The 26,144-nt window shown below is 64.8% G+C and carries 19 protein-coding genes; 8 read left to right on the top strand and 11 right to left on the bottom strand.

Going from position 1 to position 26,144, the window contains the following annotated elements:
* Positions 1-121: 121 nt before the first annotated feature.
* The 3 genes from JQ635_RS32240 to JQ635_RS32230 all read right to left on the bottom strand — a co-directional run bounded on the left by JQ635_RS32240 (position 122) and on the right by JQ635_RS32230 (position 5,400).
* The gene (locus tag JQ635_RS32240) at positions 122-2,338 is read right to left on the bottom strand and encodes an acetate--CoA ligase family protein (protein WP_211413819.1); all 2,217 of its coding nucleotides are present in this window, start codon (positions 2,336-2,338) and stop codon (positions 122-124) included.
* Positions 2,339-2,475: 137 nt separating this feature from the next.
* The gene (locus JQ635_RS32235) at positions 2,476-3,045 is read right to left on the bottom strand and encodes a class GN sortase (RefSeq protein WP_211413818.1); all 570 of its coding nucleotides are present in this window, start codon (positions 3,043-3,045) and stop codon (positions 2,476-2,478) included.
* A gap of 90 nt (positions 3,046-3,135) precedes the next feature.
* Positions 3,136-5,400, bottom strand: a complete 2,265-nt coding sequence (locus JQ635_RS32230) for a marine proteobacterial sortase target protein (RefSeq protein WP_211413817.1) — start codon at positions 5,398-5,400, stop codon at positions 3,136-3,138.
* A 188-nt stretch (positions 5,401-5,588) separates the two neighbouring features.
* On the opposite strand from JQ635_RS32230, the gene JQ635_RS32225 reads away from it, so the two are divergent.
* The gene (locus tag JQ635_RS32225; protein WP_211413816.1) at positions 5,589-6,350 is read left to right on the top strand and encodes a helix-turn-helix transcriptional regulator; all 762 of its coding nucleotides are present in this window, start codon (positions 5,589-5,591) and stop codon (positions 6,348-6,350) included.
* A 79-nt stretch (positions 6,351-6,429) separates the two neighbouring features.
* On the opposite strand, the gene JQ635_RS32220 is transcribed toward JQ635_RS32225, so the two are convergent.
* Together JQ635_RS32220 and JQ635_RS32215 are read right to left on the bottom strand one after the other, a co-directional pair.
* Entirely contained in the window at positions 6,430-7,653 is a 1,224-nt protein-coding gene (locus tag JQ635_RS32220; protein WP_211413815.1) for an ABC transporter substrate-binding protein, read from the bottom strand.
* A 75-nt stretch (positions 7,654-7,728) separates the two neighbouring features.
* Complete coding sequence (locus tag JQ635_RS32215) at positions 7,729-9,279, bottom strand: acyl-CoA synthetase (RefSeq protein ID WP_211413814.1); 1,551 nt, start codon at positions 9,277-9,279, stop codon at positions 7,729-7,731.
* 266 nt (positions 9,280-9,545) lie between these two features.
* Between JQ635_RS32215 and JQ635_RS32210 the strand changes: the two genes are divergently transcribed.
* From JQ635_RS32210 to JQ635_RS32180, 7 genes are all read left to right on the top strand, one after another.
* The gene (locus tag JQ635_RS32210; RefSeq protein WP_211413813.1) at positions 9,546-10,682 is read left to right on the top strand and encodes an acyl-CoA dehydrogenase family protein; all 1,137 of its coding nucleotides are present in this window, start codon (positions 9,546-9,548) and stop codon (positions 10,680-10,682) included.
* Between the two features lie 131 nt (positions 10,683-10,813).
* A complete protein-coding gene (locus JQ635_RS32205; RefSeq protein ID WP_211413812.1) occupies positions 10,814-11,980 on the top strand; it encodes an acyl-CoA dehydrogenase family protein in 1,167 nt (388 codons plus the stop codon).
* Complete coding sequence (locus JQ635_RS32200) at positions 11,977-12,633, top strand: glutathione S-transferase family protein (protein WP_211413811.1); 657 nt, start codon at positions 11,977-11,979, stop codon at positions 12,631-12,633. The genes JQ635_RS32205 and JQ635_RS32200 overlap by 4 nt, the downstream gene beginning before the upstream one ends.
* 207 nt (positions 12,634-12,840) lie before the next feature.
* On the top strand, positions 12,841-13,641 hold the full coding sequence (locus tag JQ635_RS32195) for a helix-turn-helix domain-containing protein (RefSeq protein ID WP_211413810.1): 801 nt from the start codon (positions 12,841-12,843) through the stop codon (positions 13,639-13,641).
* A 198-nt stretch (positions 13,642-13,839) separates the two neighbouring features.
* Positions 13,840-14,706: a 3-keto-5-aminohexanoate cleavage protein gene (locus JQ635_RS32190; protein WP_211413809.1), complete on the top strand. Its 867-nt coding sequence runs from the start codon at positions 13,840-13,842 to the stop codon at positions 14,704-14,706.
* Positions 14,707-14,826: 120 nt separating this feature from the next.
* Complete coding sequence (locus JQ635_RS32185; protein WP_211413808.1) at positions 14,827-16,443, top strand: acyl-CoA carboxylase subunit beta; 1,617 nt, start codon at positions 14,827-14,829, stop codon at positions 16,441-16,443.
* On the top strand, positions 16,440-18,416 hold the full coding sequence (locus tag JQ635_RS32180) for an acetyl/propionyl/methylcrotonyl-CoA carboxylase subunit alpha (protein ID WP_211413807.1): 1,977 nt from the start codon (positions 16,440-16,442) through the stop codon (positions 18,414-18,416). The genes JQ635_RS32185 and JQ635_RS32180 overlap by 4 nt, the downstream gene beginning before the upstream one ends.
* Positions 18,417-18,688: 272 nt before the next feature.
* Here JQ635_RS32180 and JQ635_RS32175 read toward each other — a convergent pair whose 3' ends face one another.
* From JQ635_RS32175 to JQ635_RS32150, 6 genes are all read right to left on the bottom strand, one after another.
* The gene (locus JQ635_RS32175) at positions 18,689-19,684 is read right to left on the bottom strand and encodes an ABC transporter ATP-binding protein (RefSeq protein WP_211413806.1); all 996 of its coding nucleotides are present in this window, start codon (positions 19,682-19,684) and stop codon (positions 18,689-18,691) included.
* A complete protein-coding gene (locus JQ635_RS32170; RefSeq protein ID WP_211413805.1) occupies positions 19,681-20,688 on the bottom strand; it encodes an ABC transporter ATP-binding protein in 1,008 nt (335 codons plus the stop codon). Before JQ635_RS32170 ends, JQ635_RS32175 begins: the two co-directional genes overlap by 4 nt.
* Positions 20,688-21,581 (bottom strand): ABC transporter permease, encoded by an 894-nt coding sequence (locus JQ635_RS32165; RefSeq protein ID WP_211413804.1) that lies wholly within the window; start codon positions 21,579-21,581, stop codon positions 20,688-20,690. Before JQ635_RS32165 ends, JQ635_RS32170 begins: the two co-directional genes overlap by 1 nt.
* A 9-nt stretch (positions 21,582-21,590) precedes the next feature.
* Positions 21,591-22,538, bottom strand: coding sequence for an ABC transporter permease (locus tag JQ635_RS32160; protein WP_211413803.1), 948 nt, complete (start codon positions 22,536-22,538; stop codon positions 21,591-21,593).
* Between the two features lie 42 nt (positions 22,539-22,580).
* Positions 22,581-24,179, bottom strand: coding sequence for an ABC transporter substrate-binding protein (locus tag JQ635_RS32155; RefSeq protein WP_211413802.1), 1,599 nt, complete (start codon positions 24,177-24,179; stop codon positions 22,581-22,583).
* A 413-nt stretch (positions 24,180-24,592) separates the two neighbouring features.
* Positions 24,593-26,143 carry an AMP-binding protein gene (locus JQ635_RS32150; protein WP_211413801.1) on the bottom strand — a complete coding sequence of 517 codons (1,551 nt, stop codon included), beginning with the start codon at positions 26,141-26,143 and terminating at the stop codon, positions 24,593-24,595.
* Between the last annotated feature and the right edge of the window lies 1 nt (position 26,144).

Here is a 26,144-nt window from a genome sequence, read left to right as displayed (position 1 = left end):
GAGTCTACGACCAAAGCGGGGAAGTTGGAAGGAGGCCGCAATGGTACATCGGGCGGGTTAACGACTTGTCCCGCCGAAGCTCGCAGAGCGAAGGCGGAAGCGTAACCCGCCCTACGCGACATCAATGTCCTGCTGCGCGCTTTGCCGCAGCATTGTTCAGCACGATCAGGGCATCGACGGCCACACCCGTCCTGGTGTTGATCAGGAACGGGTTGATGTCGATCGATGCGATCCGGTCGCCGGCATCCGCGATCAGATTGGACAGGCCGACCAGCGCCTTCACCGCGGAGACCTCGTGCAAGGCCGGCTTGCCGCGATAACCGCGCAATTTGATGCCGGCCTTGGTGCGGTCGATCAGGAACCGCGCCTCGGCCTCGTCCAGCGGCGCGCCGGCAAGCGCCACGTCCTTTAGGAGCTCGATGTCGATGCCGCCGGTGCCGAACAGCACGACCGGACCCATTTCGGCATCGAGCGAGGCGCCGACCACGAGCTCGAGATCGGCCTTGACCTGCTGCGCGATCAGGATGCCGTCGAGCTTCGGTTTGCCCTTCAGCTTTTTCACCCGCGCGGTGATGTCGGTGAACGCCTTTTTCACGTCAGCCGCGCCGTTGAGGTTCAGCACCACGCCGCCGATGTCGGACTTGTGCAGGATCTCGGCGCTGACGACTTTCGCCACGACCGGAAAACCAATCTGCCTGGCAATCTTCACCGCCTCCGCCGACGTCTGCGCGATCGCTTCTTTCGAGATCGGGATGCCATAGGCCTTCAACAGCTTCTTCGAGGCGATTTCGTCGAGTGCGGCGCCATTCGCCGATTTCAGCGCCTTTTCCAGCACGGCGCGCGCGGCGGGCTTCGAGCTCGAGACAATGTCGGGCACTTCTTTCCGCAGCCTCGCATAAGCGAGCAGCGACTTGATCGCGGTCACCGCGCGGTCCATGCCCTGCATCACTGCGAGATGGGGCAGCGATTTGCGCAAGGTCTTGGTGAATTCCGTGAAGCCGATCGACATCGCGCTGATATAGATCACGGGCTTGGCGGCCCGGCTCGCCATCTCGTTGACGATACGCAAATTGCGCTCGCGCACCTCGTGCGGCGCCTTCGGCAGCTCGGCATCGATGATGACGATGTCGATATCGGGGTCGTCGATCATCAGCTTGATCGACTTCATGTAGACGGAAGGGTCGACCACCGCGGCAAAGCCGGCGTCGAGCGGATTGCCGACGATCGAGCCCGGCCCGAGCATCTTTGCCAGTTCCGTACTGACATGCGGGCTCAGCGGCGCAAAATTCAGGCCTTCCTTGTAGAAGGCATCGATCAGCATGCCGCGCTTGCCGCCGGACAGCGTCACGGCGGCGAGCCGATCGCCTTTAGGCACGGCTGAGTGGACGAAGCATTCGGTGGTCTCGATCAACTCGTCGAGCCCGCCGACCCGGATGACGCCTTCGCGCGTCGCGATGGCGTCGAACGTCTCGATCGATCCTGCCAGCGCGCCGGTGTGGGCCATCGCCGCCGCGCGACCGCCCTCGGATGCGCCGAGCTTGAGCGCGATCACCGGCTTGCTGGCGGCGCGCGCCGCTTTACAGGCATCGCGGAACGCCTTGGTGTTGCGCACGCCTTCGAGATAAACGACGATCACGCTGATGCTCGGATCTTCGGCGAAATAGCGCATCAGGTCCGGCGTCTCGAGCCCGGCCTCGTTGCCTGTCGTCACCATGTAGCCGACACCGACGCCGCGATCCTCCAGCGCCTGGCGGATTGCCATGACGATGGCGCCGGATTGGCCGGCGATCGCCACCGCGCCCTGTTCCATGGTGACGATGCGGTCGTCGATGTTGGTGAAGAGCCTTTCGCCGGCGCTCAAATTGCCGAGGCAGTTCGGCCCGGTGACCGCAAGTCCCGTTTCGCGCACCGCCAACTGCAAGTCGGCGGCGAGCCTCTGGCTCTCGTCGTCCTGCAGTTCGCTGAAGCCCGAGGTGACGATGGTGGCCGAGCGCGCGCCGGCTGTGGCTGCATCGCGGATCACCTGCACGGCAAAGCGCGCCGGCACGAGCACCAGCACGTGATCCGGCCTTTCCGGCAGGCTGGAAAAATCCTTGTAGCAGGGGACACCCCAGATCGTCTCGCGCTTGGCGTTGACCGGATAGAGCCCGCCCTCGAAACCGTACTTGACCAGATTGTTCCAGATGCGCTCGGCATAATTGCCGGGCTTGTCGGTCGCGCCCACCAGCACGATGTTGTGCGGGTGCAGCATGGCGTGGATATTCTTGACGATGTCGCTGGCGTCGGGGGGCGGAGACCATGGACGGGACGCGGACGCAGCAGACACATGGGCTTCCATAGCGTGACCTCACCTGTTGTTCTTATTTGGTGGCGCGTCACTCTGTTCTATGGCGAGTCATTCGGAGTGGCAACCATGTGGGCGGTATGCCGTGTGGTGGAATGAAGTTCACGCGTGTCGCCTGTCCGGCGGGCGATCTATCTGTCGGCTCCAATCAATGTTGCATGCAGGATGTAGCGCTCGGGGCCGGACGTGACCGCGTCGAATGGCCAGCAGGTCGCGAGAACAAGCTCGAATCCGCCTGCCGTGGCGTCGAGACCTGATTCATCGAAGCGAACCACGGCGGTGGAATCTGCGCGATAGCGAAAATGTTGACCGTCGCTGCGTGTGACATCGATGATGTCACCCACGGCAACATTGCGCAGGAAGCGGAAATGCGTGTCGCGATGCGCGGCATAGACGGCAATCCCGCGTTCGCCCGCGTCAGCCGTGTGCTGGATATGGCCGGGTCCGAAAGCGAGCGCCTGTCCGCTCGCGCCTTCCAGCACGATGGCGCTGGCGCCGATCCGCTTGACTTCGATCCGCGCGACCGGCCAGGTGTCGGCCCACGACCACGGCTTGACTGGTTGGCCCGTCGCAATGCTTCGGTCGAACGCCCGCTCCAGCAACACCTGCGCCAGCCACGCCTTGGCGTGGATATAGGCGCCGTCGCCGAACAGAAAGAGGCCGATCAGCGCCAATACCAGCGGAGAGATGAGGCGGGGCATTGTTTCCGTGCTCTTCCAAAAAAGGCGCGCGCGGCCGTTATGGGACGGGCAGCCGCGCGCGCTAACAGAGGAGTTCGGGGTGCTCCTCTCTCAAGCGGCGTCGGTGAGCAAGGGCCGACGCCGGTTGAACACGAACAAGACCAGGGCGAGGACGATCAGGATCAAGCCAGCGATCATCTTCAGCTCGGCCGAGGTCGCAGTCTTGGGCAGGCGGATCGCATCGGGTGCGGCGGGCGTCGGCCGTCGCGTCGCCGGCTGATTGCGCGCATCGGCATGGCGTTCGCGCAATTGCGTCGGCGCCAGATGCGGCCGCTCGCCAAAGACCTTCTCGAAATCCCAGCCGGCCGGCAGATTGATCGGCAGGTCGGCAAGCTTGAGCGGTTCGCCTTCGGGTCGGCTCGGCGTCTTGTCGACCGCGACGAGGCTGGTGAGCCGCGTGACGATCTGATGGTCGAGCGCAAGCGCCAGGATCGCCTTGTCGGAGTCTTCGGGCGTCATCTCGCGCAGGGTGCGCGCCACTTCGGCATCGCCGATCTTGCGCCGAGCCCAGAGCTTCGAGAGGCCCTTGCCTTCGGCCGCGTTCTGCAGCGGCAGCGTCACCGACCACGGACGGTCGCCGACGCGGCCCTTGATCTCGAGCGAGCCCGCGAGCTTGTCGAGCCTCGCCGCCAGCACCAGCGGCTCGTCGCGATAGACGTCGGGAATGATCGCCGGGGTGATGTCGGCCTTGGCCTCGGAGAATTTTGCGGTGAGGCCGGTCACGGCGGGGTTTTCCAGCTTGGCGAACAGGCCGCGCATGCGCTCCTCGACCTGTTCGACCGAGCCGATATGGGTGAAGGCGCCGCGGCCGAGCTCGGCGGCGCGGGTCATCAGATAGGTGTTGGGCGCGGACCCGATGCCGACCATGAACACGCGCGAGCGGCCGCGCATCGCCGTGATGGTCTCGAACAATTGCTGCTCGTTGCCGATCGCGCCGTCGGTCAGGAATACGACCTGGCGAACCATGTTCGTGTCACTGATCTTGTCGGTGAGTGCCGCACGCATTGCCGGCACCATCTCGGTGCCGCCGCGCGCCTGCAACGCGCTGACGAACGAAGTGGCTTCGCCGACATGGGCGGCATCCGCGGGCACCGAGGCCGGGAACAGCACGTCCATGGTGTCGTCGAAACGGATCACATTGAACCGGTCATTCGGCTGCAGGCGACCGAGCGCATAGAGCAGGCTCGCCTTGGCCTGAACGATGGAGGTGCCGCCCATCGAGCCGGAATTGTCGATCACGAACACGACCTCGCGCGGCAGCGGCTTCTGCGTCGCTTGCTCGGCATTCGGCGGGGTGACGAAGGCGAGCAGGTAATCGGCATCTCCGACATGCTCGCGGAACAGGCCGACCGACGGTGCCTTCTCGGCAGCCGGCTTCCAGGTCAGCTCGAAATCGCGGTCGGCGGGAACAGCGCCGTCGGCGAGTGTGATGATGCGCGTCGCATCATCAGGGCTTTCCGTCTTGACGTTATGGTGGTGGCTTTTGACCTCGCCGAGCGCAAAGCCGGCCTTCAGGCGCACCGTGATGCTGGTCGGATTGACCGGCGCATTCCTGGCAGGATCGAGCACAGGCGGCGAGATGCGGTCGCGATCCGGCACAGGCTCCGACGTCGTCGCGCCCCAGCCGGAGCCGTCTTGGCGGAAGTCCACGCTCTGCACGATCGGCGCCGGATTGTAGCGGGGAGCAACCACCAGCGGCAGGCGCAACGAATACTCATTGCCGGATTGGTGCACCGGCTCCTGGTATTCGATCTGCACCAGCACAGTCTCGCCGGGGCCGATATTGGCGACCGAATTGGTGAAGATGTTGGGCCGCTCCTGTTCGGTCAGCGCAGCCTTTTGGCCGGCGCTGCGCGCCTGCTCGTAGATCACGCGGGCCTGCTGCCGCTCCTTGATGTCGCCGACAATGACGCGGTCGCCGACCACCATTTTCAGCGTGTCGACCGCGCCATTGGTTGCGAGCGGATAGACATAGGTGGCCTCGACCCAGTCCTTGGTCGGATTGCGGAACACTTGGGTGACGCGGGCGCGCAGCGTCGGGCCTGACACCGTGATGTCGATGTCGGTGCCGAGGCGGATAGCCTCGGTGTAGGCGCCGTCTTCCTTCAGCAGCAGGCTGCCGGATTTGGCCTCGCCGGGCTGGAGCAGGCTGGCCTGTTCGGTCGTTGCCGACCAACCCGTCCCGAAGCTCACCAGCAGCGCCACGAACGCGACCAGCATCACCGCGATGCCCTGCGCGAGAAGGAATAATCCGATCTTGATCAGCCGGCCCAGCAGGGGGTGTTCGTCGCTGTCGGCAGTGTCGTAGGTGCTCATTTGGCCTGCTCCCGAGGCATGTTCGCTGGCCTTCAGCATCCGCCGGGAGGGCCTGATTTCGCGAGCAGAATGATCGGCAATGTTCCGCCGCCGCCAGCCGGACGGGCCCGCCGCCGGGGCGGCCATGTGCGGTTTTGTGCTGGTTTGTCCGCCCTGCTAGGATGGCACTCCCCAGGGCAGGGTTGACGATGCAGATGCAGGCCGACAAGCAGCTTTCAGACGAGCAGAGCCGCGAGATCGCGGAGACCATTCGCGAGGAGCTGGCCAGACGCCGGATCTCCCGGCAGGCGCTGGCCGAGCAGGCCAAGCTTAGTCTGTCGACGCTGGAAAAAGTTCTCGGCGGCCGCCGGCCGTTCACGCTGGCGACGACGGTCCGGCTGGAGCAGGCGCTGGGCGTGTCCTTGCGCAAGAGCGCCGCCGTGGTGACGCCTCCTGCCGCAAACGACGTCGCGCCCGACAGCCTCGGCTCCTATGCGCACCGCGCGGTGACCTGGCTCGAGGACGTCTACATCACGCTGCGCCCGTCCTTCGGCGACAAGGACGCGATCTTCGCCTACCGCACCGAGATCGTCTGGGAGCCGAAAGTCTCCTCGCTGGTCTTCCGCGAGGGCGATCGGACCGATACCGCCTATGAGCACACCGGCGAGGTCGCCGTTCCCCATCAGTCCGGCTTCATCTACCTCGTCATCATCAAGCACGGTCAGCATCGCGTGATCACGGTGTCGCGGCCGACGGTCGCCGGCGAGATGTATGGCATCATCTCGACGCTCCGCGCCGGCCCCGGCTCGCAGCTGACGCCGATCGCCGCGCCGATCGCGTATGTGCCGATCGGGAATATTCCGAAGCCGTCCTTGGGACGGGTCGCGCCCGGCGATCCCAACTATGAGCTGTACCGAAAGCACCTGCGCCGCACGGTGGAAGAGCCGTTCGCGCTCTTCCTGCCGGCATAGGTTCTCCCCGGAGGTCCGCGGATAAAGAGATGGCGGCCTCGCGGTCGCCAACTCCCATGCACAGACCGTTCGCCGCGAGCTAGCCGCTCGGCTCCGCGCTGATGATGTCGCCGAACAGCTCCCACTGGCCCTTCTTGAACCGCCACATCTTGAGCTGCTCGATCGGCGCGAAGTCCGCGGACGAGGTGTTGATCTTGATTCCCGGGATCAGCGTGTCGGGGACGAAGTCCTTCAGGCTGGCAGCCTGCTTCATCACGTTCTCACGGGTGAGATTGTCGCCGGACTGCTTTAGCACCTGAGCCATCGTCTGGGCCGCGGCATAGGCGTAAACCAGATTTGCGTCGGAGATGTTTGCGCCGGGCATGTACTTGTCGATGAAAGTCATGAACTTCTTCATGCCCTCGTCGTCCTTCCACTGCGGATCCGACGCATCCTTGAGATAGCCGGCCGACAGTACGCCTTCGGATGCCTCGAGGCCCGCCGGCTTCATCACCGCGCCGATCGACACCGAGACGTCGGTCATCAGATGCATCGGCCTCCACTCCAGCTCCGCGATCTTCTTGATGGCCTGGGCCGCGAATTTCGGCGTCGCGATGTTGACGAAGACATCGGCGCCTGTGCCCTTGAGCTTGACGATATGGGCGTCGATCGACGGCTCCGAGGTCTCGTAGCTCTCCTCGGCCACGATCAGTTTCGAGGCCTTGTCGCCGAACACGTCCTTGATGCCGGCGACGTAATCCTTGCCGAAATCGTCGTTGGCATAGAAGATCGCAACCTTCGCGTCCGGCTTCTCCTTCAGAATGTATTTTGCGAAGATCTGGGCCTCGACCCGGTAGCTGGGCTGGAAGCCCATGGTCCAGGGGAAGTTCTTCGGGTCATTCCACTTGCTGGCGCCGGTGGCGAGGAACAGCTGCGGCACTTTCTTGGTGTTGTGATATTTCTGCACGGCGGTCTGGGTCGGTGTGCCCAGCGCGTTGAACACCAGGAAGACCTCGTCGCTCTCGATCAGCTTGCGGACCTGCTCCACGGTCTTCGGCGGCGAATAACCGTCGTCATAGGAGATCCAGTTGATCTTGCGGCCGTTGATGCCGCCCTGGTCGTTGATCATCTTGAAGTAGGCTTCCTCGGTCTTGCCGATGATGCCGTAGGCGGAGGCAGGACCCGAATAGGCCTCGACATTGCCGATCTTGATCTCGGTGTCGGTGACGCCGGTGTCGTATTTCTTTTGCGCCTCGGCGCCCTGGGTCGAGAGCAATGTCAGGGCCGCCGCCGCGGCGAGCAGGGAGAGTTTCTTGTTCTTCATGGAAATTCCTTGGGGTTTCTTGTTGGTTGGGGCAGGCACTTCAAAAAAGAAAAGCGCCCGCAAGGGGCGCTTCGATCAGGCGTTGGCGACTTTCCTGTCGACCTCCGAGGCGACGGAGAAGTCCTTGCGCAAGGTCGGCTTGTGGATCTTGCCGGTGGCGTTGCGCGGCAACGCATCGACGAAGCGAATCTGGCGCGGACATTTGAAGCGCGCCAGATTGGCCGCGCAATGCGCGAACACATCCGCTTCGGTCAGCCGCTGGCCCTGTTTGACCGCGACGATGGCAAGGCCGACCTCGCCCCATTGCGGATCGGGAATGCCGATCACGGCGGCTTCCGCGATCGCGCCGAGCTGGTGCAGGACGTTCTCGACCTCGGCCGGATAGACGTTCTCGCCGCCGGAGATGTACATGTCCTTCCAGCGGTCGACGATGTAGTAGAAGCCTTCCTCGTCGACGCGCGTCGCATCGCCCGTGTGCAGCCAGCCGTCGGTGAAGGACGTCTTGTCTGCCTCCGGCCTGTTCCAGTAGCCGGGCGTGATGTTCGGCCCCTTGACCCAGAGCTCGCCGAGCTCACCGACATCGGCATCGCTGCCATCGGGCCGCACGATGCGCACCTCGGTGTGCAGCACCGGCTTGCCGGCGGAGCCTGCTTTCCGCGCCGCATCCTCGCGGTCGAGCACCAGCACGGCCGGCGAGGTCTCGGTCATGCCGTAACCCTGTTGCAGCGCGACGCCGCGAGCTTCCCAGACTTTCAACAACGGGACCGGCATAGGTGCGCCGCCGACACCGCCGACGATCAGCCGGCTGAGGTCGGTCGTCGCGAAGGCCGGATGCTGTGCCATGAACTGGTAGATCGCGGGCACGCCGAAGAACACGTTGATGCCCTGCGTGGGATCGTTGATCAGGCCGAGCGCCGTGCCGGGATCGAAGGCGCGCATGATCATCACGGTGCCGCCGGCGTGCAGCACCGGATTGGTGTAGCAATTGAGCCCGCCGGTGTGGAACAGCGGCAGCACGGTAAGCAGCACCGACGACGGCCCGATGCAGGCGGGGCCGCCGAGATTGACGCAATTCCAGAAGGTCATGCCATGGGTGATGGTTGCGCCCTTCGGATGCCCCGTCGTGCCCGACGTGTACATGATGGTCGAGACGTCATCGAGCGTGACCTCCTCGATACGGTCGAGCGGCTTTGCAGCGGCGATGCCGGCCTCATAGGCGCCGCCCGGGCCAAGCAGCAGGCTGGTCGCGACGTTGCAGAGTTTTGCGACGCTCAGCGCCGTCTCGGCCAGATCGGTGTCGTGGATCATCACCTTCGGCGCGCAGTCGGCGGTGATGAACTGGAGCTCGGGGACGGTGAGGCGGGTGTTCAGCGGCACGAAGATGGCGCCCAACCGGCCGCAGGCGAACTGCACCTCCAGCGTATCGGTCGTGTTCAGCGCCAGCACCGCGACGCGGTCGCCGCGCGAGACCTTCAGCGTGTGACGCAGGAACGAGGCGAGGCGCGAGACGCGGGCGTCGAGCTGCGAATAGCTGAAGCGGCGCTCGCTCGCGAGATCGATGAGCGCGACCTTGCCGGGCGTGCGGCGGCCATGGTGGGCGATCCAGTCGTAGTAACGAACGGCCAAAAATCCCTCCCTCGGCGGTCTCGTGCCGCCATAGTCCTATTGCCGGGCACCATGCCCGGCGTGGCCGCGAGGGCCAGCCGGAGTTTGTGCACTACGTCTTTTTTGATTTGGAGTTGGCCAGCGAGGAGCGAAAATCGTCTTGCGTTGAGTTGCTAGGTCACGAGCTGCTCCAGAGCGGTTCCTCCGGTCAGCCACTCTGCGCAAGTGAACGGCAAATGTTCCAGCCATGGTGGACGAGACGAATCCGCCAACAGGGCGAGACCACGATGAAGAGCCCGTTCTATACCTCCGAGCACGATGCGTTTCGCGACGTGATGCGCCGCTTTGTCGAGAAGGAGATCGCTCCGTTCGCCCATGAATGGGACGAAGCCGGCGAATTCCCGCGCGAGCTCTATCGCAAGGCGGCCGAAATCGGCCTGTTGGGGCTCGGATTCCCCGAGGAATATGGCGGCATCGCCGCCGACCAGTTCATGAAGATCGTTGCGAGCCAGGAATTGGCGCGGGCCGGCGCCGGCGGCGTCAGCGCCAGCCTGATGAGCCACACCATCGGCTCGCCGCCGATCGCCCGTGCGGCGCGTTCCGAGGTCAAGGCGCGCGTGCTGCCGCAGGTGCTGGCAGGCGAGAAGATCTCCGCGCTCGCGATCACCGAGCCGGGCGGGGGCTCCGACGTTGCAAACCTCCGCACCAAGGCGCGGCGCGATGGCAATCACTACGTCGTGAGCGGCGAGAAGACCTTCATCACCTCGGGCGTGCGCGCCGATTATCTGACTGTTGCCGTGCGTACCGGCGGCGAGGGCGCCGGCGGCGTCAGCCTGCTCCTGATCGAGGGCGATACGCCCGGCCTATCCAGGACAAAACTGAAGAAGATGGGCTGGTGGGCCTCCGACACCGCGACGCTGCATTTCGACGACTGCCGCGTGCCGGCCGAGAATTTGATCGGCGAGGAGGGCCAGGGCTTTAAGATCATCATGCAGAACTTCAACAGCGAGCGCATGGGCATGGCCGCGAGCTGCACCGCCTTTGCGCGCGTCTGCCTCGACGAAGCGATCGCCTACGCGAAGGAACGCAAGACCTTCGGCAAGCCGCTGGCCCAGCACCAGGTCATCCGCCACAAGATCGTCGACATGGCGCAGAAGGTCGCAGCGTCCCAGGCGATGCTGGAGATGCTGGCCTGGCGGCTGGAGCAGGGCGAGAGTCCGGTCGCCGAGATCTGCATGATGAAGAACCAGGCGACGCAGACCATGGCGTTCTGCGCCTCGGAAGCCGTGCAGATTTTCGGCGGCGCCGGCTTCATGCGCGGCATCAAGGCCGAGCGCATCTACCGCGAGGTCAAGGTCAACGCCATCGGCGGCGGCACCGAGGAGATCATGAAGGATCTGGCATCGCGGCAGATGGGTCTATGAACGCTCTCTCCTCGCGTCATTCCGGGGCGCGAGCGAAGCGGAGCGAGCCCGGAATCCATACTCACGATCGTGGTTATGGATTCCGGGCCCGCGCCAAGAGGCGCGTCCCGGAATGACGAGGCTGAGAGACAATGCTATTCACCGCCGACCACGACGACATCCGCCGCTCCTTAAAAAAATTCATCGCCAACGAGATCAATCCTCACGTCGATGAATGGGAGAAGGCCGACATCTTCCCGGCGCATGAGCTGTTCAAGAAGATGGGCAGCCTTGGCTTCCTCGGCCTGAACAAGCCGGTCGAATTCGGCGGCTCGGGGCTCGATTATTCCTATGCGCTGATGATGGCGGAGGAGCTGGGCGCGATCACCTGCGGCGGCGTACCGATGGCGATCGGGGTGCAGACCGACATGGCGACGCCCGCGCTGGCGCGGTTCGGCTCGGATGAGGTGCGGCGCGAGTTTCTGGCGCCCTCGATCTCCGGCGACTACGTCGCCTGCATCGGCGTCTCCGAGCCCGGTGCCGGCTCCGATGTCGCCTCGATCAAGACCAATGCCCGCGCCGATGGCGACGATTACGTCATCAACGGCGGCAAGATGTGGATCACCAACGGCACCCAGGCCGACTGGATCTGCCTGCTCGCCAACACCGGCGACGGGCCCGTTCACCGCAACAAATCGCTGATCTGCGTGCCCATGAAGAGCAAGGGCGTCACCGTCGCGCGCAAGCTCGACAAGATGGGCATGCGTTCTTCCGATACCGCGCAAATCTTCTTCGACAATGTCCGCGTGCCCAAGCGCAACCGGATCGGCGAGGAGGGCAAGGGCTTCACCTACCAGATGATCCAGTTCCAGGAAGAGCGGCTCTGGGGTGCGGCGGCATGTTTGAAGGCGCACGAATACATCATCGACCAGACCATCGAGTACACGCGCAACCGTAAGGCTTTTGGCCACAGCATCCTCGACAACCAGGTCGTGCACTTCAAGCTGGCGGAGATGCAGACCGAGGTCGAGCTGCTGCGCGCACTGATCTATCGCGCCGCCGAGCAGCTGGTCGCCGGTGAGGACGTGACGCGGCTTGCGACCATGGCCAAGCTCAAGGCCGGCCGGCTCGGCCGCGAGCTCACCGACGCCTGCTTGCAATATTGGGGCGGAATGGGCTTTACCAACGAGACGCCGGTCAGCCGTGCCTATCGCGACAGCCGCCTGACCTCGATCGGCGGCGGTGCCGACGAGGTCATGCTGATGGTCCTGTGCAAGATGATGGGCACGCTGCCAGGCAGCAAGGGGAATGCATCATGATCACGCTCTATCACTGCGACGCCGCGCGCTCGTTCCGCCCGCTCTGGATGCTGGAGGAGATGGGGCTGCCCTATGAGCTGAAGATGCTGCCATTCCCGCCGCGCGTCTTCGCCAAGGATTATCTCGCGCTCAACCCGCTCGGCACGATCCCCTTCATGATCGACGGCGAGACGAAGATGACGGAATCCTCCGGCATCTGCCACTACCTCGGCATCAAATACGGTCCGACGCCCCTGATGGTCGGCCCCGAGGATCCCGCCTATGGCGCGTTCCTGAACTGGATGTATTTTTCCGACGCCACATTAACCTTCCCGCAGACGCTGGTGCTCCGATACACCCAGCTCGAGCCGGAGGAGCGCCGCAATCCGCAGGTCGCCACCGATTATGCAAAGTGGTTCCTGGGGCGGCTGCGCGCCGTTGAGGCAGCGACCGCAAATGCCGAAACCTTGTGCGCCGGCCGCTTTACCGCCGCCGATATCGTCATTGGTTATGCGCTGCGCCTCGCCGTCAGTATCGGCCTCGCCAAGGATTTTGGGCCAAATGTCGCAGCCTATTGGGCCCGCCTGCAGCAGCGCGACGGTTTCAAGCGCGCCGTTGCTGCGGAGCAAAAGGCCGGCGTCGAGCAGAATGTTGCGCCGCGGGTGAGGGCGTAAAGGGAGGCCGTCATTCCGGGGCGATGCGAAGCATCGAACCCGGAATCTCGTGCAACAATCTCCAGGTTCCGGGTTCGGTCCTGCGGACCGCCCCGGAACGACTGCGCATGTTTTCCTGACAGCGCTATCCCGTCGTGACAGCGCCCAAATTTCCGCTAAGGTGACCTCCGTCCGCAGCGGCCAGAGAGCCGCGCGAGGAGGAGCCCAATGGAATATAACGGTCGCGAATCCGACCACCTGATGCTGATCACGCCGGAGCGGGTGTTTTATGCCGGCCTGCTCGGCCGCCCCCGCAAGCGGACCCCGGGCTGTTGCCACGTCTATGTGGCGGTGAAGGGCAATCTGCACCTGACCATCGATGACACCCTCGCCACCGGCGAGCTGTTCGTCACCCTGCCGAACCAGCGGCATTCCATTGCCAGCGACTATCGTACCGCAATCAGCGTGACGCTCGAGCCCGAGAGCATGCCCGATGGCGTGATCGAGGCCCTGGCCGAGCGGCTGACCGGACCCGATCGTGCCGTCTACGCCCGCAAGATTCTCGCCGCCTACGCGCTGCTGCGCCAGCGCCGTTACGGCGACATCACCACCGCCGAATTCGACGAGATGTGTTTTGGCGAGGCGCTGCCGCGCCGCGTGCTCGACCCGCGCGTCACGCGTGCGGTCGCCCGTATCGAGCGCTTCTCCGGCGAGCCGGTGACGGCGGACACCTGCGCCACTGAGGCAGGCCTCTCCGCTTCGCGCTTCCTGCACCTGTTCAAGGAAGAGACCGGCATCTCGTTCCGCTCCTTCCGGGCCTGGAAGCGCGCGCGGCACCTGCTGCACTTCGCCAACCAGGACCTCAACCTCGCCCATCTCGCGCAGGACATCGGTTATCCCGATTCCACGCATTTCAGCCACTCGATCCGCCGCTTCTATGGATTGAAGCCGCGCGCGATCTTCGTCGGCTCGCGGGATCTCGCGATCTACCGCAGCACCGAGACGGTGCGGCTGGCGGAGGCGAGCTAGCGCAACTCTCGTAGGGTGGGCAAAGCGAAAGCGTGCCCACCATCTTTGCCAAACACCGAGACGTGGTGGGCACGGCGCAAGGGCGCCTTTGCCCACCCTACGGCATCTCGTTTTCCCAGCTTCTCCGCGCAAGAAGCCGCATGTCGCGCGTCACATGATCCCAAGCGTTGAATTCTCAACGTGCGAGACATTTTTGGCATGAGCGACAAGGCCGTCATCACCTGCGCGCTGAACGGCGTGCTTACCGACCCGAAGCAACACAACGTGCCCGTGACGCCCGAGCAGATGGCGCGCGAGGCCAGGGCTGCCTTCGATGCCGGCGCGTCCATCATGCACATCCACCTGCGCCAGCAAGCGCCGGGCAAGGGGCATCTGCCGTCCTGGGAGGTCGCGGTCAGCAAGGAGATCCAGCAGGCGATCCGCGAAGCGTGCCCCGGCGTCATCATCAACCACACCTCGGGCGTGTCGGGGCCGAACTACTCTGGCGCGCTCGACTGCATCCGCGAGACCAGGCCGGAGATCGCCGCCTGCAACGCCGGCTCGCTGAATTACCTGAAGGTGAAGGCCGACAACAATTGGGCCTGGCCGCCGATGATGTTCGACAACGCGGTCGAGAAGGTGAAGGACTATCTCGACGTCATGAACGCCGTCGGCACCATCCCCGAGTTCGAATGCTTCGACGTCGGCATCGTCCGCTGCGTCGGCATGTATCACCAGGTCGGCATGTACAAGGGCCCGCTCGAATACAACTTTGTGATGGGCGTCGCCTCGGGGATGCCTGCCGATCCTGAATTGCTGCCGATCCTGATCAAGCTGAAACGGCCCGAGGCGCATTTTCAGGTCACCGCCATCGGCCGCGAGGAGATCTGGCCGCTGCACCAGCGTTGCGCCGAGCTCGGCGGCCATCTGCGCACCGGTCTCGAGGACACCTTCTATCTCGCCGACGGCACAAAGGTGACCTCGAACGGCCAGCTCATCGAAGCGGTCGCCGCGTGCGCTCGCCGTGCCGGCCGCGAGATCGCAAGCCCCGCCGAGGCGCGGAAGATCTTTGGGACGAACAGGTAAGCCACACTCTGTCATTCCGGGATGGCCCGAAGGGCCAGGCCCGGAATCCATAACCACGATCGGGAGTATGGATTCCGGGCTCGCGCTCCGCGCGCCCCGGAATGACGGGCAGGAGCACTAATGTCTACCATCGAAAACACCATTTCCCCCGGCAGCGCCGCCTACCACGCCAACCGCGACGGCATGCTCGGCCTGATCGACCGCATGCGCGCGCTGGAAGAGCGCACGCGCGCGGCGTCGGCTGCGGCGAAGGACCGCTTCCACAAGCGCGGCCAGTTGTTGCCGCGCGAGCGCGTCGCGCTGGTGCTCGATCCCGGTGCGCCCTTCATCGAGCTGTCGACGCTCGCCGGCTACATGTTCGACGTCCCCGATCCAAACAAGAGCGTGCCCGGCGGCGGCGTCATCGCCGGCATCGGCTTCGTGTCGGGCATCCGCTGCATGGTGAGCGCCAGTGATTCCGGCATCGACGCCGGCGCGCTGCAACCTTTCGGCCTCGACAAGACGCTGCGGGTGCAGGAGCTCGCGCTGGAGAACAAGCTGCCTTATATCCAGCTCGTCGAAAGCGCCGGCGCCAATTTGCTGCGCTACCGCGTCGAGGATTTCGTCCGCGGCGGCAACATCTTCCGCAATCTCGCGCGGCTGTCGGCGGCGGGGCTGCCGGTCGTCACCGTCACGCACGGCTCCTCCACCGCAGGCGGCGCCTACCAGACCGGTCTGTCCGACTACATCGTCATGGTCCGCGGTCGCACCCGGGCCTTCCTCGCGGGCCCGCCGCTGCTGAAGGCCGCGACCGGCGAGATCGCGACCGAGGAGGAGCTCGGCGGCGCCGAGATGCATACGCAGATCTCCGGCCTCGGTGACTATCTCGCCGAGGATGATCGCGACGCACTTCGCATCGCGCGAGAGATCATGGCGGCGATGGAATGGGAGCGGCCAGGCCGGGCGGCTCCAGAGTTCAAGCCGCCCCGCTACGACCAGGACGAGCTGCTCGGCATCATGCCGATGGACCACAAGCGCCCGGTCGACATGAAGCAGGTGATCGCGCGGATCATCGATGATTCCGACTTCACCGAGATGGCGCCGAACTACGGCCCGGCCACGGTCTGCGGCCATGCCCGCATCGAGGGCCAGGCGATCGGCATCGTCACCAACAACGGTCCGCTCGATCCCGCCGGCGCCAACAAGGCGACGCATTTCATCCAGGCCTGCTGCCAGACCCGCACGCCGATCCTCTATCTGAACAACACCACCGGCTACATGGTCGGCAAGGCCTATGAGGAAGCCGGCATGATCAAGCACGGCTCGAAGATGATCCAGGCCGTAACATCGGCGACGGTGCCGCAGATCACCATCTATTGCGGCGCCTCGTTCGGCGCTGGCAATTACGGCATGTGCGGGCGCGGCTTCCACCCCCGCTTCTGCTTCTCATGGCCTAACGCCAAGACCGCGGTGATGGGCGGCGAGCAGGCCGCCGAGACCATGGCGATCGTGACCGAGGCCGCCGCCGCCCGCCGCGGCAAGCCGATCGAGAAGGACAAGCTCGACGCCATGAAAGCGCAGATCATCGGCGTGTTCGACGGCCAGATGGATGTGTTCTCGACCAGCGCGCGCGTGCTCGACGACGGCGTGATCGACCCGCGCGATACCCGCGCGGTTCTCTCCGAGGTGCTCGCGATCTGTCGCGAGGGCGATGCGCGCTCGCCCCAGCGTATGCAGTTCTCGGTGGCCCGCCCATGAGGAACGGATCAGTGCGTCACCGGCCGTTCTTTAGGGTTCTGGTTGCCAATCGCGGCGAGATCGCACTGCGTGTGATGCGCAGCGCGCGGCGCTTGGGCTTAAGCGTCGTTGCGGTCTATTCCGATGCGGATCGCGATGCGCTCCATGTGAAGCACGCGGATCAGGCCGTGCGCATCGGCGAAGCGTTGCCGGCGCAATCCTATCTCAACATCTCCGCGATCATCGCAGCGGCCAAGGCGAGCGGCGCGGATGCCGTGCATCCCGGCTATGGCTTCCTCGCCGAGAACGAGGAGTTTGCGCAAGCCTGCAAGGATGCCGGCCTCGTCTTCGTCGGCCCGTCGCCGCAGGCGATCGAGGCGATGGGCAACAAGGCCGGTGCCAAGGAGATCATGAGGAAGGCCGGCGTGCCCGTCGTGCCCGGCTATCAAGGCGCCGATCAAAGCGACGAGGTCATGCTCGCGGAAGCCAAAAAAATCGGCTTCCCTGTCATGATCAAGGCGGTCGCCGGCGGCGGCGGCCGTGGCATGCGGCTCGTCAGTGACGCAGCGTCTTTTCCCGATGCGCTGCGCAGCGCACGGTCGGAGGCCAAGGCGGCGTTCGGCGATCCCACCGTCATTCTCGAACGCGCCATCCAGAATCCCCGCCACATCGAGATCCAGGTGTTCGGCGACAGCCACGGCAACGCCATCCATCTCGGCGAGCGCGACTGCTCGGTGCAGCGGCGGCACCAGAAGCTGATCGAGGAGGCGCCGTCGCCCGCGGTCACGCCCGAGCTGCGCGCGAAGATGGGCGAGGTCGCGGTCGCGGCGGTCAAGGCGCTGCGCTACGAGGGGGCCGGCACGTTGGAATTCCTGCTCGACGAGCGCGGCGAGTTCTACTTCATGGAGATGAACACGCGCCTTCAGGTCGAGCATCCCGTGACCGAGGCGATCACCGGGCTCGATCTCGTCGAGCTGCAGCTGCGCGTGGCGCGCGGCGAGCCATTGCCGGTGAAGCAGCAGGACATCAAGTTCTCCGGCCACGCCATCGAGGTGCGGCTGTGCTCGGAAGATGCGGCGCATGATTTCATGCCGCAGTCCGGCCGCATGGCGCGCTGGCAAGTGCCTGACAGCATTCGCATCGAGCACGCCCTGCAATCGGGCTCGGAGATTCCGCCGTTCTACGATTCCATGATCGCCAAGGTGATCAGCCATGGCGCGACCCGCGAGGAGGCGAGGGGGCGGCTGATCGTCGGCCTCGAGCAACTCACCGCCTTTGGCGTGACCACCAACCAGGCGTTCCTGATGTCCTGCCTGCGCCATCCCGGCTTCGCCAGGGGCGAGGCGACGACGGCGTTCATCGGCGCGCAGCGCGACGAGTTGCTGGCACCGCGCGCGGACGCGGCATTCGACATGGCGCTGGCGGGGCTGCTGCTCTACGTCACCAACCCGCGTGCGCCGTCATGGCAGGGCGGGCGGAGCCTCGCCGCCACCTTTCCGCTGCCAGCGAAAATCGAGATCGCCGGCCACGCGCACGAACTCGATGTCACGCGCGAGCGCGATGGCAGCTACAGCGTCGCTACCAACGGGCGACGGGACAAGTTCGAGATCGACCAGCTCGATCCCGACGCCGTCCGCTTCCGCCACGACGGCGTGATGGACAGCGCGAAATTCCTGCGCGACGGCGACCGGCTTTACCTCCAGCACCGCGGCATTCCGTTCGCCGTCAGTGATCTCACCCTCGCCGCGCCGAAAGCGGCGGCAACGAATGGCGGCGACGGCAAGGTTCGCGCCGCCATGAACGGCCGCGTCGTCGCTGTCCTCGTCAAGCCGGGCGACCGCGTCACCGCGGGCCAGCCGGTGCTGACGCTGGAAGCGATGAAGATGGAGCACGTCCACAAGGCAGGCATCGACGGCGTGATCGCCGCGATCGACGTCGCCGAGGGCGAGCAGGTCACGACGGGCAGGATCGTCGCGGAAATCGGGGCAGCGTAAGCGCGGCGAACTCCGCAATCGTAGGGTGGGCAAAGGCGCGCTCTTCGCGCGCCGTGCCCACCAACGCTCGGCGATTGCATTGCGATGGTGGGCACGCTTCGCTTTGCCCACCCTACGGCACCTGTGTTCTGGTTGCCGCAACCTCAAAAATATACACACTTTCAAGATGATGTTTGCCGCGGTGTGCCGCGCTCTTTGATCTTCGCGGCGAAAGGGGTGGTGGGCTACGCTCTGCGAACTGCGCGTCGCGCAGCCCGCAGGGCTAACCCACCCTACGGAATCGCGTTGCTCCGCCCCGTCCCCTCATTGAGCAAACACGCCACCTGGTGCCCGTCGCCAGCATCCATTAGCGCCGGCCGCTCCGTCTTGCACCGCTCCATCGCAAACCGGCAGCGCGTATGAAACGCGCAGCCTGACGGCGGATTGACTGGGCTCGGCACGTCGCCGTCCACCAAGGGCGCCAGCTTCTTCGCGAGCGGATTGGCGATCGGTACGGAGGCGAGCAGGGCCTGCGTATAGGGATGCCTGGGATTGCGGAACAGTTCGTCCTTGTCGGCGATCTCGACGATGCGGCCGAGATACATCACGGCGACGCGGTGGCTGATATGGGCGACCACGGCGAGGTCGTGGGCGATGAAGAGATAGGAGAAGCCGTGCTGCCGCTGCAGGTCGATCAGGAGGTTGATCACCTGCGCCTGGATCGAGACGTCGAGCGCGGAGACCGGCTCGTCGCAGACGATCAGGCGCGGCTCGAGCGCCAGCGCGCGTGCGATGCAGATGCGCTGGCGCTGTCCGCCGGAGAATTGATGCGGGAAATTTTGCATCTGGTCGGGCCGCAGGCCCACTTGCTCGAACAGCCTTGCGACGCGCGTCTCGAGGTCCTTGCCGGTTGCAAGCCCGTGCACAGCCAGCGGCTCGCCGACGATGTCGCCCGCGGTCATGCGCGGGTTGAGCGAGGCAAACGGGTCCTGGAATACGATCTGCATCGAGCGGCGATGCGGGCGCAGCGCCGTCTTGGACAGATGGGTGATGTCCTCGCCGTCGAGACGGATCTGGCCCGAGGTCGGCTCGACCAGCCGCAGCACGCTGCGCGCCACCGTCGACTTGCCGCAGCCGGATTCGCCGACGAGGCCCAGCGTCTCGCCGGCGCCAAGCGAGAACGAGACGCCATCCACCGCATGCACGGTGCCGACCTGCCGGCGCAGCACGCCGGCGCGCACCGGGTAGTGCTTCTTGAGCTCGGTGACTTCGAGCAGCGCCTCGGTCATGCCACCTCCGCGACTTCTTCCGCGCGCCAGCAGGCGGCGAGATGGCCGCCGCCCCAATCCGCGAGCGGTGGATATTCGGCCTCGCAGCGCTTGATCGCGAGCTTGCAGCGCGGCGCGAAGGCGCAGCCTTGCGGCAGCCGCACCAACGAGGGCACGGTGCCCGGAATTTCGTTCAAGCGCGCCTGAGTGGGAACGCCGGAGGCCGGCACGGCCGGGATCGAGGCCATCAGCCCGCGCGTGTAGGGATGCTTTGGTGCTGCGAACAGCGCCTCGACGCTGGCTTCCTCGACCTTGCGGCCCGCATACATCACGATCACGCGCTGCGCGGTCTGCGCGACCACGCCAAGATCGTGCGTGATGAGCACGAGCCCGGTGCCGAGCTCCTTCTGCAGATCGAGGATCAGCGCCAGGATCTGCGCCTGGATGGTGACGTCGAGCGCGGTGGTCGGCTCGTCCGCGATCAGCAGCGCCGGCCGGCACGCCAGCGCCATCGCGATCATCGCGCGCTGGCGCATGCCGCCGGAGAGCTGATGCGGATATTCGCGCGCCCGCCGCGCCGGTTCGGGGATGCGCACCAGGCGGAGCATATCGACCGCGATAGTTTGCGCTTCCTTCGACGAGATGTTCCGGTGCAGCCGTACGGCCTCGACGATCTGGTCGCCGATCCGCATCACCGGATTGAGCGAGGTCATCGGCTCCTGGAAGATCATGGAGATGCGATTGCCTCTGACGGCGCGCATCTGCGTTTCATCCAGGGCCAGCAGGTCGGTGCCTTCGAGCGTCACGGAGCCGCCGACGATGCGGCCGGGCGGATCGGGCACGAGCCGCATCAGGGACAGTGCGGTCACACTCTTGCCGCAGCCGGATTCGCCGACGATCGCCAGCGTCTCGCCGCGCTTCACGGTGAAGGAGACGTCGTCCACCGCCTTGAACAGGCCGGAGTTCGTGAAGAACACCGTCTTCAGGTTCTTCACCTCGAGCACGATATCGGATTTCTGTGCCATCAGCCGCGCTGCCGGGGATCGAGGATGTCGCGCAGGGCGTCGCCGAACAAATTGGCGCCGAATACGGCGAGGCTGATCGCGATGCCAGGGAAGATCACCAGCCACGGTGCCGTGCGGACATATTCGGCGGCGGATTCGGAGAGCATGCGCCCCCATGACGGATAAGGCTCGGGAATGCCGAGGCCGAGGAAGGAGAGCGAGGCTTCGGTGAGGATGGTCGAGCCGAGCTGGGCGGTGGCGAGCACGATCAGCGGCGCAAGCGTGTTCGGCAACACATGGCGGAGCGCGATCCGCATCTCGCTCATGCCGATCGACTTGGCGGCTTCGACGAAGGGCTGCTCACGCAGCGCCAGCGTATTGGCGCGGATGACGCGTGACACGGTCGGGATCAGCGGAATAGCGATGGCGATGATCACGTTCGGCAAGGACGGACCGAGCGCCGCCGTCATGATCAGGGCGAGGACCAGCAGCGGGAGTGCCTGGAGCACGTCGGAGACGCGCTGGAATACGAGATCGACCCAGCCGGAGAGATAGCCGGAAGTGAGCCCGACGATAACGCCGATCGTGCCGCCGAGCGCGGTCGAGCCGATGCCGACGGCCAGCGAAATGCGCGCGCCGTGGATGATGCGGCTGAACACGTCGCGACCAAACGAGTCCGTTCCCATCCAGTGCGCCAGGCTCGGGCGCGCCAGCGCGCGGGCGGAGTCGACCGTGAGGGGATCATAACGCGCGATGAAGTCGGCAAAGATCGCAGTGAGCACGAACGCCGCCATGATGACGAGCCCGGCCGCGCCCAGCACGTGCCGCTGCGCCATGAACAGCACGCGCCGCCACCCACCGGTCGCATGCGCCCCGGCCCGCCTCAGTTCAACCTCGAAATCGATCGCGGCCAAGCGGCTCTCCTAATCCGTGTACCTGATCCGCGGATCGAACACCGCGTAGAGCATGTCGACGATGAAATTCGCGCTCACCACCACAACGGCTATGAACATCACGAGGTTCTGCACGATCGGATAGTCGCGCCAACGGATCGCCTCGACCAGGAAGCGCGCAACGCCGGGGATGTTGAACACGGTCTCGGTGACAATCAGGCCGCCGATCAGGAACGCCGCTTCGATGCCGATCACGGTGATGACGGGCAGGATCGCATTCTTGAGCGCGTGGTGATAGTTCACGGCGGCATCGGAGGCGCCCTTGGCGCGCGCGGTGCGGATATAGTCCTGCCGCAACACCTCCAGCATCGAGGAGCGCGTGATGCGCATGGTCAGCGCCGCGCTACGGAAGCCGACGGCGGCGGCCGGCACGGCGTAGGTCGCAAAGGCCTCGAGCCACGTGGCCGGATTGGGATTGAAGATCGGTATCTGGCCGAACATCGCCACCGCCGCGGTGAGAATGAGCAGGCCAAGCCAGAACGAGGGTAGCGACAGCCCGCTGAGGCTGACGACGCGCAGCGCGTAATCCAGCCGTGTGCCTTGCTTCACCGCGCTGATGACGCCTAAGGGAATGCCGATCGAGGCCGAGAACAACAGCGCGAGGCCCGCGAGCCGCGCCGTGATCGGAATCCGCGGCAGGATCTCCTGCAGCGCGGGCTTCTCCGAGACGTAGGAATAGCCGAAATCGCCGCGCAGAAAGCCGCTGATCCAGTGCCAATATTGCACGATCAGCGGACGGTCGATGCCGAGCTCTTTCTCCAGGTTGGCCTTGTCGGCGGGGTCGACATAGCCGGCGGCGGCAAACAGGATGTCGACGATGTTGCCGGGCACGATGCGCAGCAGGAAGAAGATGACGATCGAGATCCCGAACAGGGTCACGAGCATCAGGAACAGGCGCCGCACCAGATAGGCAAACATCTTGCGCCCTCCCGGCGAGCCGTTATCCGCCCGTCCGCCGCGCTACTTGTCCATCCAAACGTCTTCGTACCGGTACCCATTATACGAGCTGTTCGACATCACAGTCACGCCCTTCACATAGGGCTGCCAGCAACTGCCGGTGCGCGCGTGGAAGATGATCGGGCGGGCCACGTCCTCCTGCAACTTCTTGTCGATGTCCCACACCAGTTTCTTGCGTTTGGTGATATCGGTCTCCTGGGACTGCACGTCGAACAGCTTCTCGATCTCCTTGTTGCAGTAGTTGGTGTAGTTGCGCTCGGATCCGCAGGAATAGTTCTCGTAGAAGGACTGGTCGGGATCGTCGACGGCGTTGCCGGTCAGATTGAGCCCGAGCATGTAGTCCTTGCGGGCGATCTTCGGGAACCAGTTCGCGGTCTCGACCACGTCGAGCTCGCCGTCGATATAGATGCTCTTGAGCTGGTCGATCAGGATCACAGCGGGATCGCGATACTCCGCGAGATTGCGCGTCGAGATCTTCACCGCGAGATGCTTGTCCGGGCCATAGCCCGCCTTCTGTATCAGCTTCTTCGCCTCCTCGCGGTTGGCATTCACGTCGGGGCCGTAGCCCGCAATGCTCTCCAGCATGTTCTTCGGCATGCCCCAGAGGCCCTGTGGCGGCGGCAGCATGGTGCCGCCGACATCCGCCTGCCCCTCGAACAGGATGGAGACGAAAGCCTTGCGGTCGAGCGCCATGGCCATGGCGCGGCGGATGTCGATATTGTCGAATGGCGGGGCGGTCGAATTGACGATGATGTTGGTCGAGACGTTGGTTGGCTCGACCACGCAGACCGCGCCCGGTGCCTGGGACTTGAGGTCCTTCAGCAGCGGAATCGTAATATGCGTCGGGAACGCCATGTCGAACTTTCCGGCGACGAAGGCGAGAATCGCGGTCGAGCGATTCGGGATGATGGTGAACTCGATGCCGTCGAGATAGGGGCGGCCCTCGCGCCAGTAGTCGGGATTGCGGACCAGCTTGATTGATTCATTGGCCTTGAACTCGACGAATTTGAACGGGCCGGTGCCGATCGGGTGCGTGCGCATGTCGCCGGGCGAGACGTGGCAGGGATAGACCGGCGTATAGCCGGAGGCCAGCAGCGCCAGCAGCGAGGGCTGCGGCCGCTTCAGGTTGAACGAGACCTCGAAATCGCCGTTGGTCGAGATGTCGTTGACCTGCTCGTACCAGGTCTTGCGCGGGTTCTGCCGGAACTTCTGCTGCGACTTGCCCATCAGCATGTCGAAGGTGCATTTGACGTCGGCCGAGGTGAACGGCTTGCCGTCGTGCCATTTCACGCCCTGGCGCAGCTTGAAGGACAGCGTCTTGTTGTCGTTCACCCAGGCCCAGCTCTCGGCAAGCTCCGGAATGATGTTGTCCATCCGGTTCTGCGCCTCGTCCTGCTTGTAGATGACGAGGTTGTTGAACACGGGCATGAAGGGAACATTGAGCGAGTAGGTCGCGCCTTCATGGATCGAGGCATTGCCGGGGCTGTCGCGATGATACATCCGCAGGATACCGCCCTGCTTGGGCTGGCCGGCGAGTGCAATGGTCGAAAACGCCAGCAAAGATAGCGCCGCCGTCGCGGCGAACGCCCGCACGCTCCGCATCCTCGTCCTCCCTGGACCAACGGCCTTTTCCGGCCTGTTTGTCAGGACGATAGCCGACGGGCGTGGAGGGAGGCAACGGGCAAGGGCAGCCGCGCTCTCGACAATTCGGATGACGGAAGGTCGCGGGTTTAGCTCTCTCACAATGTGAGAGTGCAGGTGCGAACGGTTCCTGCGCGGGCGCTGGTCTCGACTGCCGCAACAAACTCCACCGTCGTCCCGGACAAGCGCGCCCTAAGCGCGCGCAGATCCGGGGACCCATAGCCACAGGACGTGGTTTGGCGAAGATTCGTGGTTGCCAGCCGCGCGCCGTAACTCCTCCCTGGGAGTATGGGTCCCGGGTCTGCGCTTACGCTTGCCCGGGACGACAGCGGAGCTTGTGACGCTTGCTCGCGCACGTTACGCAGCAACGCCCCTCACACAATCCGCGACGTCTTGTTCCCCCAATACCGGTCCCGCAGAAGCCGCTTGTACAGCTTGCCGGTCGGCAGACGCGGCAGTTCCTTCTCGAAATCCACCGAGCGCGGCACCTTCTGCCGCGACAGCGACTGGCCGCAGAACGCGATCAGCTCTTCTGCGAGCGCCTCGCCCGGCACCACGCCCGGCATCGGCTGCACCACCGCCTTCACCTCCTCGCCGAGATCGGGATTGGGCACGCCGAACACCGCGGCGTCCGCGACCTTCGGATGCGTGATCAGCAGGTTCTCGCACTCCTGCGGATAGATGTTCACCCCACCCGAGATGATCATGAAGGTCGCGCGGTCGGTGAGGTAGAGGAAGCGATCGGCATCGACATAGCCGACATCGCCAACCGTGCTCATGCTACCGTCGGCCGAGCGCGCCTCCTTGGTCTTCTCCGGATCGTTGAAATATTCGAACGGCGATCCCGTCTTGAACCACACCTGGCCGGGGGTCCCGATTGGACATGGCTTCATATCTTCATCGAGAATGTGGAGATCGCCCAGCAGCACCTTGCCGACCGTGCCGCGATGGGCGAGCCATTCCTCGCTGTTGCAGGCGGTGAAGCCGAGGCCTTCGGTGGCGCCGTAATATTCGTGGATGATCGGCCCCCACCATTTGATGATGTCGTCCTTGACCAGGGCCGGGCAGGGCGCCGCCGCATGGATCGCGATCTCCAGTGACGACAGGTCGTAGCGCTTGCGCACCTCCTCCGGCAGCTTCAGCATGCGCGAGAACATCGTCGGCACCAACTGGGTGTGGGTGATGCCCCATTGCTCGACGAGCTGGAGGTAACGCTCCGGATCGAAGTTCTCCATGATGATCACGGTGCCGCCCGTGCGGATCGTGAGATTCACGGCCGCCTGCGGCGCGGCGTGATAAAGCGGCGCCGGCGACAGATAGACCATGCCCTCGCGGTACTGCCAGAGTTTGGTGAGGAAATCGAACAGCGGCAGATTGTGCCTCGGCGGCTCCTCCGGCAGCGGCCGCAAAATGCCTTTCGGCCGTCCCGTCGTGCCCGATGAATACAGCATCGCCGTGCCGAGCCACTCATCGGCGATCGGCGTCTTCGGTAAGTCGGCGCTCACCTCGGCGAGGCCGACAATGCGCTCGCTCTCGCCGGGGCCGTCGGCGACGATGCAGAGCTTGACGTCGGGACAGGCCTTGATCGCCTCGCGCGCGATGTCGAGCTTCGCCACTGACGTGATCAGGATCTTCGACTGGCTGTTGACGAGGAGATAGGTGAGTTCGTCCGGCGTCAGGAAGGAGTTGATGCAGGTGTAGTACAGTCCGGAGCGCTCGCCGGCGCCGCAGGCCTCGAGATAGCGCGAATTGTTCTCCATGAAGATCGAGTAGTGATCGAGCCGTCTCAAGCCGTGCCTGCGGAACAGATGCGCGAGCCGATTGCTGCGTGCCTCCAACTCGCGATAGGTGACGGCCTCGCCGGTCGCGGCCATGATGAAGGCGGGCTGCAGCGGACGCAGGCGGGCATGGTGACCAGTGTACATC

Origin of the sequence: Bradyrhizobium iriomotense, from assembly GCF_018130765.1 — a bacterium.
GTDB lineage: Bacteria > Pseudomonadota > Alphaproteobacteria > Rhizobiales > Xanthobacteraceae > Bradyrhizobium > Bradyrhizobium iriomotense_A.
The sequence above is the reverse complement of the archived record's forward strand: the minus strand, read 5'-3'. Positions and strand labels throughout refer to the sequence as shown.